Source organism: Candidatus Poribacteria bacterium (assembly GCA_021295715.1).
GTDB lineage: Bacteria > Poribacteria > WGA-4E > WGA-4E > WGA-3G > WGA-3G.
In genome coordinates this window covers 18719-36239 of sequence record JAGWBV010000018.1, presented here as the reverse complement: position 1 = coordinate 36239, position 17521 = coordinate 18719, and the positions used below count along the sequence as shown (strand labels likewise).

The following is a 17521-nucleotide window of genomic DNA, read 5'->3' as shown; positions in this document are numbered from 1 at the left end:
GACTACAAATATTTTGGTCGAGAACCACGACTTCTCCACCGTTTTGCTCGACCAAGAACTGTATGACTTCGCTGCCGAAGCGGGCGAGTCGATCCCGATGGGCAACAACAACTCTGAGTTTATCGCCTCGCAAGACGCGTTCCAATAAGGAGATAAGCCCTTTGCGTTTGAAGTTGATACCGCTCCCAAAGTCTCTGATAATCTCTGCTTCGGGGTACTGCTTTTGCACACAGGCGACCTGGGACGCGAGAGCTTCTGCTTGTCCTTTTCCGCTGACTCTGCAATATCCAAGGGTCGTAATATCTGTTTCGGTTTAACGCCTTTGTCCCCCTGGCGTTCTAATAGTAGAGAGGGTGCCGTTCTCTGCTAAGCGTCGGAGTCTGTCTATAGAAATGCCGAGAATCTCCGACGTTTCTCGTGGTGTCTTATAGTGTTTCATGCTATAATTATACCACAGAAACATAGATTTGCCAAGAAAAACATAGGAAAATAACTATTTAGGAACACCTCCTGATTCGCTCGATATAGGCAGTGGTATTTATACGAATGTCCTATTCGTCATCGAAGATGATGATTTGTGCCAGTAAACTTCCTGCTTGGTTATTGTTGCTTGTGCTTTCGTTCATTGCCAGGAAAATAACACCGTCAGCGGGGGCGGGATTGTCGTAGCGTGAACCAACAGCGAAGGCAACATCTCCGATCTTAGCGATGAGGGCACCGATATTCGTACCCGGAAGCAGGTAATCGCTGGAACCCGGAGTTTTCGGAACACCGTCCGCGCCGCACCATCCGGTCCGGTTTTGCAAATCCGGTGACCATGCGCCTTCCGCATCGATAATCAGTCGTTGTCCTTTCTTCACGCGCACGTAACTTTCCTGCCAAACGGGACTTGGACGAGCCGTGCGGATAACTGTTAATGCCATGCATACCTCCAGATTGGGTGTCGGCAGTCGGCTGTCAGCAAAACGGCAGTCGGCAGTCGGTAAGAGAGTATCGTTAAACGAAAACCTCTTTATTCTCACTGCGAAGCATGCTGAAAGGTTTTTCGCAGAAAAACCGACCTGACTGCTGATTGCTACTCTGCTGACCGCTGATTACTATTCTTTGTCTCGGATGGTGATGTTCGTAATTACGTCATCGACTGCGATGCTGTCAACCACGTCCATCCCACTAATGACTTTTCCGAAAATGGTGTAATCACTGTCGAGGATCGCGTCTCCTCGGCAAATAAAGAATTCGGATGCGTAGGAGACGCTTGCGCCCTCCTCTTTTGCCATCGCGACAACGCCTCGCGACATCTCTTGCGAACCATTCTCAATGGGGAGTGTATCTCCAGCGGCAAGTTTTGAACCTGCTTGAATCAGGAGTTCTTCAGCGCGATTGAACTTCTCACCCTTGTAATACATCACCTGCGCGTTTTTGATGAAGTTCTTGGAAGTTTCCGGTGCTTCGGCTGCAAGGAATTCAAATTCAATAGTCCCCTTTGCCGTTTCAACAACTGCGACGACCGTTGCGGGATCAATCTGTGGTTTTGCCGTGGTTGTTGCAGTGCCTGTGCCAGCGCGGCGGGCACGTGGGACGGGGGCTGGCTTATCTTCTTGTGCGCAACTCAGCACAAAAGTAGCGAAGAATGTCGCTAATACAAAGACTGCTGCGGCTGCGAACTGCCGATGTTGCTTATTCTGCTGTTGCCTGAACATATTTTGACTTCGCCTCCAATCGGATTTTGGTCATGACATCGCCCATCGATAACTGATCGACGACATCCATCCCTTGAATTACACCACCGAAGGTAGTGTAGTCTCCGTCAAGATGGGGTTGGGGTTTCAAGCAGATATAGAATTGGCTCCCGGATGAGTTCGGTGCGGAAGTCCGAGCCATTGCCAACGTGCCTCTGACATGTGGGCGTTGGTTCGGATTTGTGTACTCGTCGACAATAGTCCAACCGGGACCACTTGTTCCATCGCCTTCTGGACACCCGCCCTGAATGATATTCAAACCGGGGGCATCAACTTTCCGATGAAATGTTAAGCCGTCGTAAAACTTCTGATTAATCAGTTTGATGAAATTATCCACTGCCACAGGGGCAGCATCGGGGTAGAACTCAAGCACAATAGTGCCTTTGTCGGTTGTGACGACCGCGACCTGTTCTTCAGGCGTTAGATTCTGGCTGAAGGGAAGCGCGCAGCCAATTAGGGTCAGTAGTAAAAGAAAAAACGTTGGACTTTTATAAAGCAGATTTTGGCGCGTGGACTGCGCCAACAGATAGCGTGTTATTTTCATTAACCCTCCTTTGTTGTGCTGATTAGTCGGTTTTGAGACGTGCCCAAACGGTTGTCAATTTATCCTGTACGCCAACATGCAGCGGAACAGGCTCTTCCATATCCTTGAGCAACTCTGCCTTGGTTAAGGCGTAGTTGTACATTTTGATTTCATCTAAGGCACCGGTGAGAAAACGCCCACTTCCGCCGCGTGCACCGATAAAAAGAGGATCGTTGTTCGGCTTCAGTTCACCTTTACACGGCATTTCTGCTTCGAGTTCGCCATCAATGTAAAGCAGGATATCTTTACCATCCCACGTGCCTACAAGAAAGTGCCACTCATCATCTTGGATGCTCGGACCGATGTTATCGTCGTTGCATGGTTCAGGTAGGTCGAAGAACTGAAGAATTGTTCCGCCGTTATAAAGTGCAGCGAGGTTATATAAACCCGAAACCCAAGCAGTTCCTTTTTCAACACCGCTCTGGATCGCCTCTCCGCCCTTAACAATCGCCCAGAATTCGATAGTAATTCCGTCCACTATATCAAGGCTTGCGTGATCGGGAATTTGTGCGGAAGTTTTTCCGTCGAACTCCAATGCTTTTCCAAAAACACCTTCAATGAGTTTTGGTGAACCCTTGAAGGTTGCGTCGTTACCAAATTCAGACCTATCCTTTGCAACCTTTCCATCTAACGCATCAAAGGAGAGGTGTAGGACCAATTCTTGTGCCTCACAAACCGCCGTACCACATATCAAAATGAGAAGGAGCAACCCAAAAATAGCACGCTGTTTCAAGCTTCGATCTCCTAAGTTTGAATTATAAGCGACATCTTTATAGGTGTCAACAAAAATTGAAATTTCTAAACGGTTCATACAATTTTAAGATAGCAGCAGTGAGAAAAAAAGTCAAGGGTTTTCAGTGAATCATCGTTTTCTTGAAACAAATTTTCACTTGTGTTAATATAATGGTAAAGACTACCGCAAGAACGGAGGAATGGACCATGAGATGGACAAAGTATTGGTGGCTTGTAATAGTAGCGATGCTGGTGAGCACGCTTGCTGTCTTCGCAGTCCATGACGAAGCGCAGGGACCTGAAAAGTTTGGGCGTTACGAGTTTAAGGAACAGGACAAAAAAGCAGCAACGGATGAATGTGATGCTGGCGGCAAGCCGGGACCTGAATTTGTGCCGACGGTTCGGGACAACGAACCCAATTTGGCACTGCTCAAGGATGCGAAACCGGAAGCCTCCACGCAGCTGGAGGGATGGTGTCCACGCAGACACTGTATCGAATATCTCAATGACGGTTTTTACAACAACTGCCGGAGTTGGATTATCGGTGCAATACCCGGTTGGGCACAGATTGATATGGGTGATGTTGCCAACGTGAACCGTATTTACTTTGGTAGCGATCATTCGCAGGGGTTTCTCGACAGGACAACTGCTGACTTTGATATCCTAGTCGCAACCTCGAAGGCGGATCCAAACTCCGATGCGAATACATGGACGAAGGTTTATACGCATAAGGGCGATCCGATTAGTGAAACTACTGAGTTTACCTTCAAAGATATAGAAGCACGGTGGTTACGTCTTCATATTCGCACCAATGGTGGTGCTCGCGTTGATGAAATCGAAATTTACGGCGGCAAGGACCCCATGGACGTTGAGCCACAGGGAAAGTTGACGACAACATGGGGAGAAATTAAGACAGAGTAACCCCATCGATTGTAGGCATAGTTTAGGACATTTCGCGAATGCCCAAATTGTGCCTTCAAAAAACGAGCGTTACGCTACGGCAAGGGAATAAAGGGGTCGGACACGCCTATGAAGGCCTATACAGGGTACACCACTCTGATTATCACGCTGACGCTGTGTGTCGGCATTAGTTATGCTGAGATTCTGTTCCATGATGACTTTGAGCGTCTTGGCGTTAATCTCGACAAATGGGCACCGCAAGTGAGTTGGAGTGTTGAAGATAATGACACCCGGCATGATGTGCTTGGAAGGAAAGTCCTTGACATTTGGGGCGGTGGTGCGGGACTCAGTGTTACCAATCTCCCCGAAGAATTTGATTACTATGCTGATTTCAACGCAAAAAATGGCGGTTCATTGGGGTTCGTTTTCCACGCAAAGGACAACAAGAATTTCTACATGCACGAAATTTCAACCGCGGGTTCTAAACACGCTCCCCAACGTATTCAATGGCACGGAAACGTTGAGGACAACTGGTCGGTCGAAATAACGCCTTTCGCAGATGAAAGAAAACGCAAGCAGCATATTTGGTACCGCATAAAGTTTGAGGTGCGTAAGCATTACAAATTTAAGGCATATCTCGGCAAAGTCGGTGCCAAATGGAGTAGTCTCGCTTTTGTGGGAGAATGGACGGATGGTGAAAAAAGGTTTGAAAACGGCAAAACTGGCTTCTATACGCGCGGTGGCAATCGGGGTGCTGCTGCGCATTACGCGCAATTCGATAACGTTTTCGTTACTACCCCAGAGTTCAACATCTTTCCCGTTGAACGGAAAGGGAAACTCGCGGTAACGTGGGGAAACCTCAAAATACCATGAACGATCAAAAATCGTTAGCAATAGGCATCATCGGTGCTGGCAGTATGGGAAGACATCATCAGGCGGCGGTAACCGATTACGGTGCGCGTGTTGTCGCTGTCCATGATGTAAGGCTTGAGGCGGCGCGTGAACTCGCATCGCATACCGAATCAGCACTTGCCACTACCGCTTTAGATACCTTTTTCGATGTGGACATGGATGGGGTGGTTATCACGACACCACCCCCTGTCCGGCTTGAACCGATCCAGATGGCGTGCGACCGCGGTATTCCTGTGATGGTTGAAAAACCGCCTGCCTTGGATATGGTTGAGGGCAGGAAATGCCTGGCATGTATTGAGGAAGCGGATGTCATTGCTGCTGTTGGGTTCCAACTCCGCTATCATCCGCTCTATGAACAACTGAAAGCGTTAATCGCTTCGGAAACCGTCCACCTCGTGCGGACAGTATGTACCGTTGATTATTTTTTGAGTTTCCGTATGTCGCCTTGGTTTCTGCAGTATGAGATAAGCGGGGGGCCCTTGCCGGAACAGGCGGTGCATGTGTTGGATTGTGCGCGTTTTGTAATGGGAAACCCGAAACCTGTGCAAGCCCACGCGCTCGCTGTTAAAAACATGGCGTTGGAACGAACCGAATTCGATGCCGAAAATGCCATCCAGATGACCTATCAACTGGACAACGGCGTTTTCGGAACACACATGAATCATTGTGGCACCGAGCAATTTAGCTTTGAGGTTGAAGTCGTCGGACCCCATTTACGATTACAAGCGAAAATGACGGATAACGTTATCCGTGGATACCTTAATGGTGAGGTGGTCAATGAACCGGCGGTTTCCGAAAATAGTCTGGGTTTAGACAAATCCGGGGCATGGTTACGTGCCATTGAAACAGGCGACAGAACACTGATTCGCTCGCCATTCGCTGATGCTATTGAGACACTCGCCCTAATTGATGCCGCGGTCCAAAGTCGAGACACCGGCAGATTTATGAACGTGAGAGAATTGAATTAGAAATGCCCGAGACAGTAGCCTGCAACAACGGCGCAGGCGGATATACGGGGAAGCAGGTTCAGACTCAGATTCACCTGACCGACCCGCAAGGAAAAATTAAAAAATGGTAGATTGGATTTATTTTCGGAATAGCTGAAACTCCTGTAAAAAAGTTCAAGAGTTTCTTGACGAACACGAATTACAACCAGAGCGTCGGACGGATGCCCGAAAAGAACGAATGGACGCAGCAGCGGTATGGGAGTTAATGGGCAGTGCTGAGCGAATCGTTGTTGCGAAAGGGAGACGCGTGGAAACCTTTGTGCCAACTGAAGACACACAGGAATCAATCCTAAAAGTGGTAATGGGACGGAGCGGTAACCTGCGCGCGCCTACAGTGCGAAGTGGAGATAGTTTCTTTGTCGGATTTAACAACGCGCTCTATGAGCAGATGAGGCCACCTGCGCGCTAAAACGCGTAGAGGCGTGTTTTTTGGTGATTGTAGCCTGCAACAGCGGCGCAGGCGGATATACGAGGAAGCCCTTCAAATGCTGAATTCACCTGACCGACCCGCAAGGAAAATTAAAAATATTTTGATCACCGGTGCGAATGGGTATCTGGCACAATTTATTATTGATCGGTTGCGTGGCGAATATGAACTGACGCTAACGGATATTGTTGAACTGGATCGGACGGTTGCAGGCACGACTTTTATCAAGGCAGATGTGACAAATGCTGCAGAAATCGAGGCAGCGTGCGCGGAACAAGACGCTGTCGTCCATCTTGTCGCTCTGGTGCGGGGACGGTCTGATAAGCCAGCTTCGCTGTTTGCGGATGTCATGGTGAAAGGGACATGGAACGTTGCGGAAGCCTGTGTAAAGCAGGGTGTCAAAAAGTTGGTTAACATCTCAAGTATTTCGGCGTGTCCTCCGGCTCCAAGCGCAAAATTGCCTTACGAGGTGGACGACGACTTCCAGTTCGGTCCGGGAGATCTTTATTACTCGCTGGCGAAATACCTCGGCGAGCGGATCGGCGCGGCGTATCATCAAGCGCATGGGTTGGACGTGATCCATGTCCGCCCAGGGGTCATAGATGGAGACGGACAGAATCCGGGACCCGCAGCTCCTGAAGTTGTGAAGGATCCTTGGTTCGTTTACGTGGATCCGAGGGATGTTGCACACTGTGTTGCCCGCGCGATTGAAGCAGAGACGATAAAGTATGGCGCATATAATGCCGTCGCGGGTCGTGCGGATACCCGTTTTGCGTGGAAACCGGCAGAAGCGGATTTAGGATATTCACCGGAGCATAATTGGCCCGAGATCCCTGGTGATACGTAAAGATCTTTATGACCTCTGAACTTTTAACAGCAAGTTTTGGCTTGCCAACTTCGCCAAAAAACAAAATTCAGCCAGAAACTGCCGAACTGCGTGACGAAATCGTTGCCTTGGACACTGAGCTCGCTGAGGACTTTAAAACACAATTCTCGGTAGCCCCATTTTTGTCTCGGAAGATTGTCAGTTTTCAGGGAAACAAAGGTAAGCCTGCCTACAGTTGGTACAAATACAAGGAAGCCTTTTCAGCAGTCTATGGAAGATATTCAGTTATTTGAAGGCTCATGTCTTGAAGTCCTTCCGGCCCTTGAAACAGCTGCTTACGGGGCAATTATGACATCGCCGCCTTATTGCAACCGTTACGATTACACTCGGACTTATGCTCTTGAACTCGCTATGTTGGAGTTGACGCAAACGGAGGTCTCTCATCTGCGGCAAGAAATGCTGAGTTACACCGTAGAAAATCGAGAAAAGGATTTACTGAAAATCTGTCCACAATGGACGCCTTTTATAGAAGTCGCTAACCAGCAGAAATTGCTTACAGCAATAAACACCTATCTCCAGCACGAAAAAGACTCTGGTACATTAAACAACAACGGTATTCCGCGAATGGTTCGTGGATATTTTTCAGAGATGGCGTGCGTTATCGGTGAATGTGCTCGCGTCTTAAAACCAAATGCCCGCCTCTTTATGGTAAATGATAATGTTCGATATGCAGGTGTAAGCATCTCTGTAGATATGATTTTATCCGACATCGCGCAATCTCTCGGTTTTGAGATAGAAAAAATTTTTGTGGTGCCTGGGAAAAAGGGAAATAGTAGTCAACAAATGGGGACGTATGGGCGCGTGCCGCTTCGGGAATGTGTATATGTCTGGAGAAAAGGTAACTTTATTCTTGCCCGTTTATAATTCCGTGTCCCTCTTTAATATACAAAATTTGGTCCGACTTCAGGTTGGAAAACCGCTCTGTCCGCCCGCTCTGCCAGTGGATTTCGAGGGTGTCCACCGTTGAATTCTTTCCCAATCCAAAATGAACCCGCAGGTCGCTTTGTGAAAGATAACTTGCGCCGCTCCGTGCTTCTTTGGTAAGAGATAAATTTCCCGCTTTCACAACTATTTTTGTGCCGATACCGGACGCGTTGCTTCGGGTCCCGATCGGCTGGATTGTCAGCCAATGATTGCTATTACCGCCTTCGTTTCGGAGGAGGGTTGCGTGTTGATTGGAGTTGTTAAGAAAAATATCGACATCTCCGTCGTTATCATAGTCCCCGAATGCGGCAGCGCGGCTGACTTTTTTGGGAAGTTCTGCCAATCCGACTTCGGTAGATGTATCAGTGAAATAATGTGTGCCGTTTTGTCTACGCACGTTGCGGAAAACCAAATCCGTCTGTGGATAAGTGCTTTCTGAAAAGAACGAGATGTTTTCCTGGAGATGTCCGTTCGCAACGAACACGTCAAGGAGACCGTCGTTGTCATAGTCTAAGAATTCGACCGCCCATTTAAAGTAAGGGAGCGTCACTGCTCCAATGCCTGAGACAAAAGAGACATCGGTAAAAAACGCAGCGTTTTCATTTTGATAGAGAAGTGCAGGCAGTCCAGAGGCGTTGCTAACGACGAGATCCAGATAACCGTCGTTATTGTAATCACCGAATGCGTTTCCCATACCGCTTCCCGGGAAGCCGTTTTCATCATATCCTGTCCCAGTGAAGTCAGCGGTTTCCGTAAAGGTGCCATCACCGTTGTTGTGGTAAAAGAGGTCTGCTTCCATATCGTTAGCAATGTGCAGGTCTGGGTAACCGTCATTATCGTAATCTCCGACTGCGACAGCGAGACCGAGGGCACGATGTGAGATTCCCGCAGTTTTGGTGACATCTGTGAAGGTGCCATCCCCATTGTTGCGGTAGAGAATATCAGACTCACTTACAAAATGACTGCCAGCGATCTGATCTGTCGGGCTACAATATGTTCTAATACCCTGAGTTTCCCACCATTCGTTTTCCGCGACAGAAAATTTCATATAATTGGCGACGTATAAGTCAATATACCCGTCTAAATCGTAATCCAGGAAGGCACAACTTGTGCCCCAGCGTTCATCACCGACTCCCGCTTTTTGTGTTGCATCCGTAAAGGTGCCATCGCCGTTGTTGTAATAGAGGCGGTTAGCTCCATAGTTGGTGACATAAATTTCGGGATAGCCGTCGTTGTTGACATCGGCGGCTGCGCATCCGACACCGTAGCCGGTGTCTCCAACGCCTGCCCTGTCTGTAATGTCGGTAAAAGTTCCGTCACCGTTGTTTCGGTAGAGTTTATTTTTTGGAAGTGTGGAATGTATTTGAGAGGTATTTTCGCTCTTTGGTGGAGGGATGTGTGTCGCGTTCACTACATAGAGATCCAATGCCCCGTCAACATCAAAGTCGAAAAAGAGTGCACCAGATCCAAGAGTTTCGATGAGAAATTTCTTACCGGTTCTGCCATCGACATGCCGAAATGTGATGCCTGCAGCATCGGTCGCGTCAACGAATTGGACTTCTGCGGGAGTGGATATGCTCAGGAGGAAAAAAAGGATAATATAGCAGAAGCGTTTCATTGTTCGTTGGTGTGTTTTTCCTGTTCTTTCAGTGAACGAACACGTGCGTGTTCCGCCTCACTTTCCAAACCAAGAGCGGTGCAAACTTGTGAAAGCGTATCCCAATAGTTCGACTCAGTCGGGATAAGACGAACAGCGGTTCGGGCATGCGAGAGTGCTTGATCCAAATCTATCCCCGATTCTATATAGCAGACAGCGACATTATTATGTGCAATCGCGAGTGTGGTGTCGATGGCGAGTGCTTGTTTGTAAGCCGCGATGGCGGGGTTCATTTTTCCTTGTTTATGGTAAGCATGTCCTAAATTGTAGTGGGCAGTCGCTAAATCAGGGGCAAGCGAAATGGCGCGTTTGTAACTTGCAATCGCGTCTGCAGAGCGACGACGTGCGAGATAAACGATACCGAGATTGTTGTAACCTCTTGCGTCATTGGGATGTCTTTTTACCCATATTTTGGCTTCATTGAGGAGCGGATCTGTTTGACGAAGGACTTTGAAGAACGCCATCGCTGATGTGGCTTTTTTCTTTTCGCCACGTTTGATATAAATTTGAGCGAGTTGATAATGTGCGTCTGTGTTATCCACTTGGATTTCGATTGCCTTCTTGACAGCGGTAATTGCATCATCCCAACGTTCCTGCCTTGCATAAACCTTACCTAATCCCAAAAAGGCACTCGGATTTCCGTTTGGATTCAGACGTATGGCGTGTTTATAGGCACGATCGGCACGTCCGAAATCACCCTGTTTCAAGTAAACTTCACCGAGTCCGGTGTAGGCATCTCCCCACTCTGCATTGATAGTGATCGCACGTTTAAACGCCTTGAGGGCGCGTGGAAGAGCACCTTTCTTCAGGTAGACCAGCCCCATATTATAGTGTGGTTCAGTTGTCATCGGAGAGAACACAAGTGCCTTCTGATAGGCATCAAGTGCGGCATCATATTGCTTCAGTTCGGAATATGCGACACCGAGTTTGTTGTAGATGATCGGGGAATTTGGATGAAGCGCGATGGCTTTTCTGTATTCGGAGATAGCTCGCTCGAATTCTCCGAGATCGTGGTAGGCAGTAGCATCTTTATAATGCTTCTCGGCGAGTGGAGAATCGGATAAAGCGATATTTATAAAAGCACTGCAGAGGATGGATATGAGGAGATATTTTAGCATACGCTTTCCCTCTGGTATAAGGGCGGTGTTTACACCGCCCTTGTCAAGCGTATTTCTAATCGCGGTCAGATTTAATGCTGCCCCATGTCGTCGCAAGTTTCTCTGCGGGTGCCACTGGCAGAAAATCACCAGTCATAATTTCACTGATTTCCGCTTCGGTGATGATCCGGTTGAAGAGAAACACTTCATCAATGATACCGGTGAAAAATTCTTCGCCGGGGTGACGTGCCCCAACCATAACAGAGCCATCAATTTCATCAACGGGTGGCGGTTTAGGTCCACCGCCCGCTTCTTTCCCGTCGTTATAGATGACGACTTTTGATTTAGTGTCATGTGTGACTGCTATGTGGACCCAGTCATCAGGTTGAATATCGTCGCTGACGGCTTTCTGTGCCCAAGCACCACCAGAGGTCGACCAGAAAAAAGTTTTGCTGCTGGCATTCTGAAAAATTGATGCCCATTTCAAGGAGCCGGCTGTAACCATGTAATTCCAATCCCGAATTTGGGCATCGCCACGTTTAACCCAGAAAGCAATGGAGAATTGTTCTCTTAACTGTAAAGTGTCGTTGATAGGGACCATTACATGTTCTCCTTTGGTCCCATCGAATTCCAACGCTTTGCCGAATTGTCCATCTACCCATGTGGGATTTTGGACAAATTCACCATCATGACCATATGTGGAGCCATCTGCGGTTTTCCCTCCCTTTCCTTCGTCGAAGGAGAGGTATAAAACGAGAGATTTGTCATCTAACCCCGCATATAAAGGTGTCGTAAAGGCAAACAAGACGCATATTGCGACGAGTCCACCTATAAATTTCTCATATTTGCGCACAGTGAATTTCTCCTTTTTATGGTTATCGGTTCGGGTTACTAACGCAACCCTTTCAGTTATCAATCATCGGTTATATTGATTATCCGTTATCGGTTTCCAGTTAAGAGAGGGTTTGGTTAAACCAGGTCCCTCTTTAACTGACAACTGACAACTGACAACTGACAACCATTCCTCAGCAAGCACCACACTTCTTACAAACAGTGGTATCGCATTCACTCGTTGTGAAACCTTTTTCGTGCTTGTGGAACTCAAGTTGTAGGAACTGCGGTTTAACGTTAAGATCGAGATGGTCCCACGGATTGGTTTCATGCAGTGGGCGTTGACGTGTCGCGTAAAAATGTGGGACTAATTCGTGCTTGCGGAAGGCTTGGTTCCATGGCACGCCGTTTGCAAGATCGAGGATGACCTTTCCGAGTCGCCGGTCCCCACGTGCGAAGACGGCTTCTTGATGTGCGAGTCTGGCACTGGCGGAACCAACTTTGATGCTACCAAGCTGATTAATTTCGCGTTTCAGAAAATCAAGTTTTCGGGAGATGGTTTTCGGAGGTTCCATTGCTACCCACTGAAAAGGTGTATGTGGTTTTGGCACCATGGGTGAAATAGTAAAGCTGATACGCGCGATTTTTCCTGTTCGCTTCGCGTGCGGAAGAAGTATAGTTCGCATTTCCTTCGCCATATCAACAATGGCTTCCACGTCTTCTGGTGTTTCATGCGGGACACCAATGAGAAAGTATAGGCGAAGGTTAAGAATATCACGTTTCAATGCTTCCTCAAAAACATAGTAGAGACGTTCACGTGGGATCGCTTTATTGACGACCTTCTGGAGTTCTTCAGTTGCGACTTCTGGAGCAATGGTGATGGTCCCTTGTTCGCTGTCGGCGAGTGCATCGAGCAGCGGCGTGCGAACGGTTTCGGCGCGGAGTGAAGCACAAGAGATGCGGAACCCACGTTCGACAAGACCTGTAGCGATCTCATTGATGTGTGGATGGTCAGAGATAGAGGCACCGACGAGTCCGATTCTGTCTGTAATGCCGCGTGCGCGTTCTGCAAGTGCCAGTGTGCTTTCTACAGAGCGATGTCTTGGCCATCGACGGGCATAATCTGCAACACAGAAACGACATTGCCGACCACACCCACGCACAATTTCAATAAGGTGTGCATTTGCGAATTCGGTATTGGGTGTGTGGATGTGCGTGCAGGTTTCGACATCATCGAGTTTTGGGACGGCTCCTGCACGAATCTGAGGTGATATACCAGGCTGTGGAGAGACGGCATCGATCGTACCATCGTCGCGATAGGTTACGTCATAAAAATGTGGCACGTAAAGCCCTGGAACAGTTGCGAGCGTTTGAAGCAATTCGCTTTTGGGTGCGCCGGATCTTTTCCACTCATTGAAATGTGTCATGAGTTGATGGATAACAAGTTCGGCTTCGCCAACCACAAAAACATCAACAAAATCGGCAATCGGTTCTGGGTTATAGGAGATATTAATGCCGCCAGCAATAACGAGCGGATCCCATTCGGTTCGCGCTTCAGCAAGCGGTGGTATGTTCGCTAACGCTAACGTGCGAGGAATGTTCACATAATCTGATTCGAAGGAGACTGAAAACCCGATGATGTCAAATTGGTTCAAAGAGGTCTGCGTTTCAAACGAGAACAGTGCCTTTTTTTGAGAGGCAAGTTTCCGAAGGTAGTCAGGTTCAGGAATAAAAACACGTTCGCAAGCGGTGTCTGGTCGGCTGTTAAGCGTCGCGTACATAACCTGAACACCGAGACTTGACATGCCGAGAGCATACGTGCTCGGATAGACAAGCGCGAATTTGTTGGGTTTTCTGAAGTTGTTATGTGCGCCGTGTTCCTCACTGCGCAATTGTTGATAATGTCGATGTAGGTTCACTATTTATCGTTCCCACGTCTTTTTTGAACGCGCAGAAAAGCCGGAATTTCCCAATCCGTTTCACGCTGCTGCGAGCCTTGATCTCTTCCTTGAACGGGTTGCTGCGGGTTGCTTTGAGGTGCTTCCTCCTCTGAGGGAGGTTCGACATTGGTTCCCCTGCGTCCACGACCCGGAATTCTGGGTCTATCGGATGGCGTTCTGGCGACACGCTGTCGTGCTCTGCTTGGACTTGATACACGCTGTTCAGAGGGAGCTTGTGGCTGCCTTTGATAGGTGTCTGTGTCATCATATTGTGACACTGCGCTCCTATCGTCGATGCCGAGGGCTTCCCCTTCAACAGAATCAAATCCTGTTGCAATGACGGTTACAAGGACTTCATCACCAAGTTCCAATTCATCTTTATAAACAAGTCCAAAAATAATTTGTGCCTCCGGAGCTGTATCTTGAATGACACCCATAGCGTCATCAAGTTCATGCATCATGAAATCGGGGGGTGCGGTTATGTTCACAATCATACCGACGGCTCCGGCGATGTTAGTTTGCTCAAGGAGCGGGGAACTGATCGCTTGTTCTGCGGCAATTTGAGCGCGGTTGTCTCCTGTCGCGTGTCCCATACCCATCAAGGCACTGCCTGCGTTTCGCATGATAGACTCAACGTCGGCAAAGTCAACGTTAATTTCGCCTGATTCCGTAACGATGTCGGATATGCTTTTAACACCATGTAAAAGAATCTGGTCTCCCATACGAAATGCTTCTCGGATTGGGAGTTTCCTGTCCATAGTGTCGATGAGACGCTGGTTTGGGACGACGATTACAGAATCAGCAGCAGCTCGGAGTTCCTCAAGTCCTGTTTCGGCAGTGGCTGAGCGACGTTGTCCCTCAAAGTTGAAAGGACGTGTCACGACCCCGATAGTAAGTGCTCCACGTTCTTTTGCTTGTGTAGCAATGATTGGTGCCGCGCCGGTGCCAGTTCCACCACCCATACCTGCGGTGATGAAGACCATATTTGCGTTCTCTACGATAGTTTGGAGATGTTCTCTGTCTTCTTCGGCAGCTTTTCTTCCGATGTCGGGGTTTGCACCGGAACCTAAACCTTCGGTCGTGTTAACGCCAATCTGGATTTGAGTCGCACCGCGGCAGGTCACAAGTGCTTGTTGATCGGTATTGACGGCATAAAATTCTATACCGGTAAGTCCTGCTTCAATCATACGTTTGACAGCGTTTCCACCTGCTCCACCGACTCCAATGACTTTAATTTTAGCGCGTAGACTTTCAAATTCTTCCTGTTCAAATTCTATCATGTTGAATTTCAGTTACTATAAATTAATGACACAGCAACCTAATTCCTCCTATCATTCATTATATCCTCAATCTCCAGACCGAGGTTCCTTATTAACTTTCATGAATTCGCTTTTTCACATTAAATTATACGCTATTAGCAAGGTTAAGTCAAGCGTTACGGCAAGTTTGGTATAAGAGAGGTTCGTCCTATTAAACAATAAAGAGGACGTTTAATATCCAAACCATTCTTTGACGCGCTGCAGGAATGATCCGATGGCGTTCCCACCATGGCGTGCGTTGTGTTCACGTTCTAACTGCCGCAAAGTCTCGCCGTAAAGAGCGAGTCCTATGCCTGTCGAGTACATTGGATGGTTCACTCGGTCAGTCAAGCCTTGCAAGCCACGCGGGTATCCGATCTGGACGCGCAATTGGAGCATAGCTTCAGCGAGTTCTTGCAAACCGTCCATGAGCGCGGTACCACCCGTCAGTACGAGTCCTCCTGGAAGCGGAATATCACCCAATTCGTCACCGATTGCGTCCAATATTTCAGCCATACGGTACTCAATAATTTGGGCAAGTTCAATCCGGTCGATGAAACGCGGTGGCGTTGAATCACTCGCGACTGGAATGGATCTAACTTCCTCAGGATCAATTAATTCTGTCCAAGCACAGCCGCGGTGAAGTTTAAGTTCCTCCGCTTCTGGAAGGGTGACTTTTAAGTATTGCGCAATGTCGTTAGTAACGTGCTGTCCACCAACAGGAATTACCGCGGTATGTTCAATAGAATCCTCTTTGTAAATGATAATTTCAGTTGTTCCATCACCAATATCAACCAGGGCAATACCAACTTCACGCTCATCCTTTGAGATGGTCGCCTGCGTTGCTGCAAGCGGGGCAGCGACGAGCGTTTCAACTATAGGCACACCTGCTTTTTCGATACTATTGAGCAAATTCTGGATGGCTGTTGTGCTACCTGTAATAATGTAGGCGTAGGCTTCAAGACGCGCGCCTGACATACCGACGGGTTCCCGAATACGACTCTGGGCATCAACGACGAAATTCTGTTGGATGACATGCAGTATTTCCCTGTCTGCAGGAATAGATATTGCCTTCGCAGCTATCATCGCTCGGTCAACATCGTCCTGCGAAATCTCGGTATTTGCCACAGAGACAACCCCATGTGACGTTTGCCCAATAACATGTTCACCGGAAATACCAACGCAAACAGCGTCTATTTTTACACCTGCCATCAATTCGGCACTCGAGATGGCTTTACGAATTGCCTCGGCTGTTTGGTTGATGTCAACAACAACTCCCCTCCGGAGCCCTTCTGAAGTTGCGTGACCAACGCCGATAATTCCTATTTTAGGGATGCTTTCGTGCAGTGTATTCCCAACAACTACCGAAATTTTGCTTGAACCGATATCAAGTCCTGCGATAATATTTTCTTTTGCCATTTAAATGTTTTCACCTCCTTCTTCAAATATCAAGGGAAACCGTCAACCGTGCGGATCCGATATTCTGTAGGTTCCTATTGGTGCTATAAGAATAGGACTACCTGCTTTCGGAGTAACCCCCTAAGTAGAGTGTGTCTTGGTACCGGACGTCCAGATATGGCTTTCTTGCGCTCGGAATCTCACCAATAAGTTCAAGAAGCCGAGTTTTATGCTGTTTTAAAAGCAGGGCAGTATGGTGAAGCCCTGATTCGAGGGCATCTCCAGCGAGCCATACGGGTATCGGCAGTGCATCAATCTGTAACTTAATTTTTTGGAAATCACTTACGTCAATAATCCGTATTTGTGCCGCAAGTGCTGGTTCCTGAAGTCGAGCAGTTTTTAAAAGCTCTAATCCTAATTGAACCTCGCTGCTTTGAACGGTAGTGCCTACTCTCGGTAGTTCCTTACTCACTACCGAAAGTATCACCATTTCTTCAGGCAACCCTTCAGATCTCTGTTGACCTGTTTCTTTAACCTCTATATTTTTTAACACATGTCCTTCGCTATCTACCAGAAAAAACGAAATATCACCATTGAGTAGCGTACTTACAGCAGATGATAGATCACCTAATGTGTTTACATTGGGCATGTACGCTTGCGAAATGTTACTGACCCCCAGAAGAGCGAAGGGTTCACGTTCAGTGACTTCAATGGTGAGTACCCGCTTCATTACATGTTTAACGACCTGCACTTCTTTAAGGTAACTTAAACTTTCCTTTAGATAGTCGGCTGTTTGTTCTTCGGAATCTATGACGATATTTTCTAACTTCTCGCCTAATACATTATAGATTTGCACATCAGTATAGTGCATATTTCCTGAAAGTTCAAGTGAAACATACTCAGCACTAAAAAAACCGAGCACTATTTTTCCGGCAAACGATAAGGTAACTATAACCGCGATGACGAGAATTATGCGCCGCCACATGTATATTTTGGCGTTCGGGTGTTTACCAAGCCGTCGTGCCGGCATTGAAGTCTGCCATGTATATCCGTTCCGCTTTTTTTTCCCAAAGAACGGGGACCTTCTTCTGGCTTCTCTTGTATCTGTAAGGGTGGGTCGTTGATTTGTAGTCAATTGCATCCACATCATAATGGCTTTCGGCTGCCAGCCGTCGGCTTTCAGCAAAGGG

Annotated in this window: 19 protein-coding genes; 7 read left to right on the top strand and 12 right to left on the bottom strand. The window is 47.8% G+C overall.

Annotation, left to right across the window (positions count from 1 at the left end; translation table 11 throughout):
- The 5 genes from J4G07_07020 to J4G07_07000 all read right to left on the bottom strand — a co-directional run.
- Positions 1–301: recombinase family protein (locus J4G07_07020; GenBank protein MCE2413740.1), on the bottom strand; the 301-nt coding region annotated here is incomplete at its 3' end.
- A gap of 250 nt (positions 302–551) precedes the next feature.
- On the bottom strand, positions 552–923 hold the full coding sequence (locus J4G07_07015; protein ID MCE2413739.1) for a hypothetical protein: 372 nt from the start codon (positions 921–923) through the stop codon (positions 552–554).
- Positions 924–1097: 174 nt separating this feature from the next.
- Positions 1098–1700: a peptidylprolyl isomerase gene (locus tag J4G07_07010; GenBank protein ID MCE2413738.1), complete on the bottom strand. Its 603-nt coding sequence runs from the start codon at positions 1698–1700 to the stop codon at positions 1098–1100.
- Positions 1678–2283, bottom strand: coding sequence for a peptidylprolyl isomerase (locus J4G07_07005; GenBank protein ID MCE2413737.1), 606 nt, complete (start codon positions 2281–2283; stop codon positions 1678–1680). Before J4G07_07005 ends, J4G07_07010 begins: the two co-directional genes overlap by 23 nt.
- Before the next feature lie 22 nt (positions 2284–2305).
- Positions 2306–3055, bottom strand: a complete 750-nt coding sequence (locus J4G07_07000) for a LamG domain-containing protein (protein MCE2413736.1) — start codon at positions 3053–3055, stop codon at positions 2306–2308.
- A 206-nt stretch (positions 3056–3261) separates the two neighbouring features.
- On the opposite strand from J4G07_07000, the gene J4G07_06995 reads away from it, so the two are divergent.
- The 7 genes from J4G07_06995 to J4G07_06965 all read left to right on the top strand — a co-directional run bounded on the left by J4G07_06995 (position 3262) and on the right by J4G07_06965 (position 8050).
- Complete coding sequence (locus J4G07_06995) at positions 3262–3975, top strand: hypothetical protein (protein MCE2413735.1); 714 nt, start codon at positions 3262–3264, stop codon at positions 3973–3975.
- 108 nt (positions 3976–4083) lie between these two features.
- Positions 4084–4827, top strand: coding sequence for a hypothetical protein (locus tag J4G07_06990; protein ID MCE2413734.1), 744 nt, complete (start codon positions 4084–4086; stop codon positions 4825–4827).
- The gene (locus J4G07_06985) at positions 4824–5834 is read left to right on the top strand and encodes a Gfo/Idh/MocA family oxidoreductase (protein MCE2413733.1); all 1011 of its coding nucleotides are present in this window, start codon (positions 4824–4826) and stop codon (positions 5832–5834) included. The genes J4G07_06990 and J4G07_06985 overlap by 4 nt, the downstream gene beginning before the upstream one ends.
- A 217-nt stretch (positions 5835–6051) precedes the next feature.
- Complete coding sequence (locus J4G07_06980) at positions 6052–6282, top strand: hypothetical protein (protein ID MCE2413732.1); 231 nt, start codon at positions 6052–6054, stop codon at positions 6280–6282.
- Between the two features lie 76 nt (positions 6283–6358).
- Complete coding sequence (locus tag J4G07_06975; protein ID MCE2413731.1) at positions 6359–7147, top strand: NAD(P)-dependent oxidoreductase; 789 nt, start codon at positions 6359–6361, stop codon at positions 7145–7147.
- A gap of 8 nt (positions 7148–7155) precedes the next feature.
- Positions 7156–7419: a hypothetical protein gene (locus J4G07_06970; protein MCE2413730.1), complete on the top strand. Its 264-nt coding sequence runs from the start codon at positions 7156–7158 to the stop codon at positions 7417–7419.
- Entirely contained in the window at positions 7397–8050 is a 654-nt protein-coding gene (locus tag J4G07_06965) for a site-specific DNA-methyltransferase (GenBank protein MCE2413729.1), read from the top strand. The genes J4G07_06970 and J4G07_06965 overlap by 23 nt, the downstream gene beginning before the upstream one ends.
- On the opposite strand, the gene J4G07_06960 is transcribed toward J4G07_06965, so the two are convergent.
- The 7 genes from J4G07_06960 to J4G07_06930 all read right to left on the bottom strand — a co-directional run bounded on the left by J4G07_06960 (position 8031) and on the right by J4G07_06930 (position 17517).
- Positions 8031–9728: a CRTAC1 family protein gene (locus J4G07_06960; protein MCE2413728.1), complete on the bottom strand. Its 1698-nt coding sequence runs from the start codon at positions 9726–9728 to the stop codon at positions 8031–8033. The genes J4G07_06965 and J4G07_06960 overlap by 20 nt on opposite strands.
- Complete coding sequence (locus tag J4G07_06955; protein MCE2413727.1) at positions 9725–10885, bottom strand: tetratricopeptide repeat protein; 1161 nt, start codon at positions 10883–10885, stop codon at positions 9725–9727. Before J4G07_06955 ends, J4G07_06960 begins: the two co-directional genes overlap by 4 nt.
- A 55-nt stretch (positions 10886–10940) precedes the next feature.
- Entirely contained in the window at positions 10941–11717 is a 777-nt protein-coding gene (locus J4G07_06950) for a LamG domain-containing protein (protein MCE2413726.1), read from the bottom strand.
- A gap of 172 nt (positions 11718–11889) precedes the next feature.
- Positions 11890–13614: a radical SAM protein gene (locus tag J4G07_06945; GenBank protein ID MCE2413725.1), complete on the bottom strand. Its 1725-nt coding sequence runs from the start codon at positions 13612–13614 to the stop codon at positions 11890–11892.
- Complete coding sequence (gene ftsZ, locus J4G07_06940; protein MCE2413724.1) at positions 13614–14915, bottom strand: cell division protein FtsZ; 1302 nt, start codon at positions 14913–14915, stop codon at positions 13614–13616. Before ftsZ ends, J4G07_06945 begins: the two co-directional genes overlap by 1 nt.
- A 210-nt stretch (positions 14916–15125) precedes the next feature.
- Complete coding sequence (ftsA, locus tag J4G07_06935; GenBank protein ID MCE2413723.1) at positions 15126–16352, bottom strand: cell division protein FtsA; 1227 nt, start codon at positions 16350–16352, stop codon at positions 15126–15128.
- A gap of 97 nt (positions 16353–16449) precedes the next feature.
- Entirely contained in the window at positions 16450–17517 is a 1068-nt protein-coding gene (locus J4G07_06930) for a hypothetical protein (protein ID MCE2413722.1), read from the bottom strand.
- Positions 17518–17521 lie beyond the last annotated feature (4 nt).

What these genes read in the sequence shown, in the direction of transcription:
- J4G07_07015 (MCE2413739.1), bottom strand. Translation starts at nt 923, where the DNA reads ATGGCATTAACAGTTATCCGCACGGCTCGTCCAAGTCCCGTTTGGCAG.
- J4G07_07010 (MCE2413738.1), bottom strand. Translation starts at nt 1,700, where the DNA reads ATGTTCAGGCAACAGCAGAATAAGCAACATCGGCAGTTCGCAGCCGCA.
- J4G07_07005 (MCE2413737.1), bottom strand. Translation starts at nt 2,283, where the DNA reads ATGAAAATAACACGCTATCTGTTGGCGCAGTCCACGCGCCAAAATCTG.
- J4G07_06995 (MCE2413735.1), top strand. Translation starts at nt 3,262, where the DNA reads ATGAGATGGACAAAGTATTGGTGGCTTGTAATAGTAGCGATGCTGGTG.
- J4G07_06990 (MCE2413734.1), top strand. Translation starts at nt 4,084, where the DNA reads ATGAAGGCCTATACAGGGTACACCACTCTGATTATCACGCTGACGCTG.
- J4G07_06985 (MCE2413733.1), top strand. Translation starts at nt 4,824, where the DNA reads ATGAACGATCAAAAATCGTTAGCAATAGGCATCATCGGTGCTGGCAGT.
- J4G07_06980 (MCE2413732.1), top strand. Translation starts at nt 6,052, where the DNA reads ATGGACGCAGCAGCGGTATGGGAGTTAATGGGCAGTGCTGAGCGAATC.
- J4G07_06975 (MCE2413731.1), top strand. Translation starts at nt 6,359, where the DNA reads ATGCTGAATTCACCTGACCGACCCGCAAGGAAAATTAAAAATATTTTG.
- J4G07_06970 (MCE2413730.1), top strand. Translation starts at nt 7,156, where the DNA reads ATGACCTCTGAACTTTTAACAGCAAGTTTTGGCTTGCCAACTTCGCCA.
- J4G07_06965 (MCE2413729.1), top strand. Translation starts at nt 7,397, where the DNA reads ATGGAAGATATTCAGTTATTTGAAGGCTCATGTCTTGAAGTCCTTCCG.
- J4G07_06960 (MCE2413728.1), bottom strand. Translation starts at nt 9,728, where the DNA reads ATGAAACGCTTCTGCTATATTATCCTTTTTTTCCTCCTGAGCATATCC.
- J4G07_06955 (MCE2413727.1), bottom strand. Translation starts at nt 10,885, where the DNA reads ATGCTAAAATATCTCCTCATATCCATCCTCTGCAGTGCTTTTATAAAT.
- ftsZ (MCE2413724.1), bottom strand. Translation starts at nt 14,915, where the DNA reads ATGATAGAATTTGAACAGGAAGAATTTGAAAGTCTACGCGCTAAAATT.
- ftsA (MCE2413723.1), bottom strand. Translation starts at nt 16,352, where the DNA reads ATGGCAAAAGAAAATATTATCGCAGGACTTGATATCGGTTCAAGCAAA.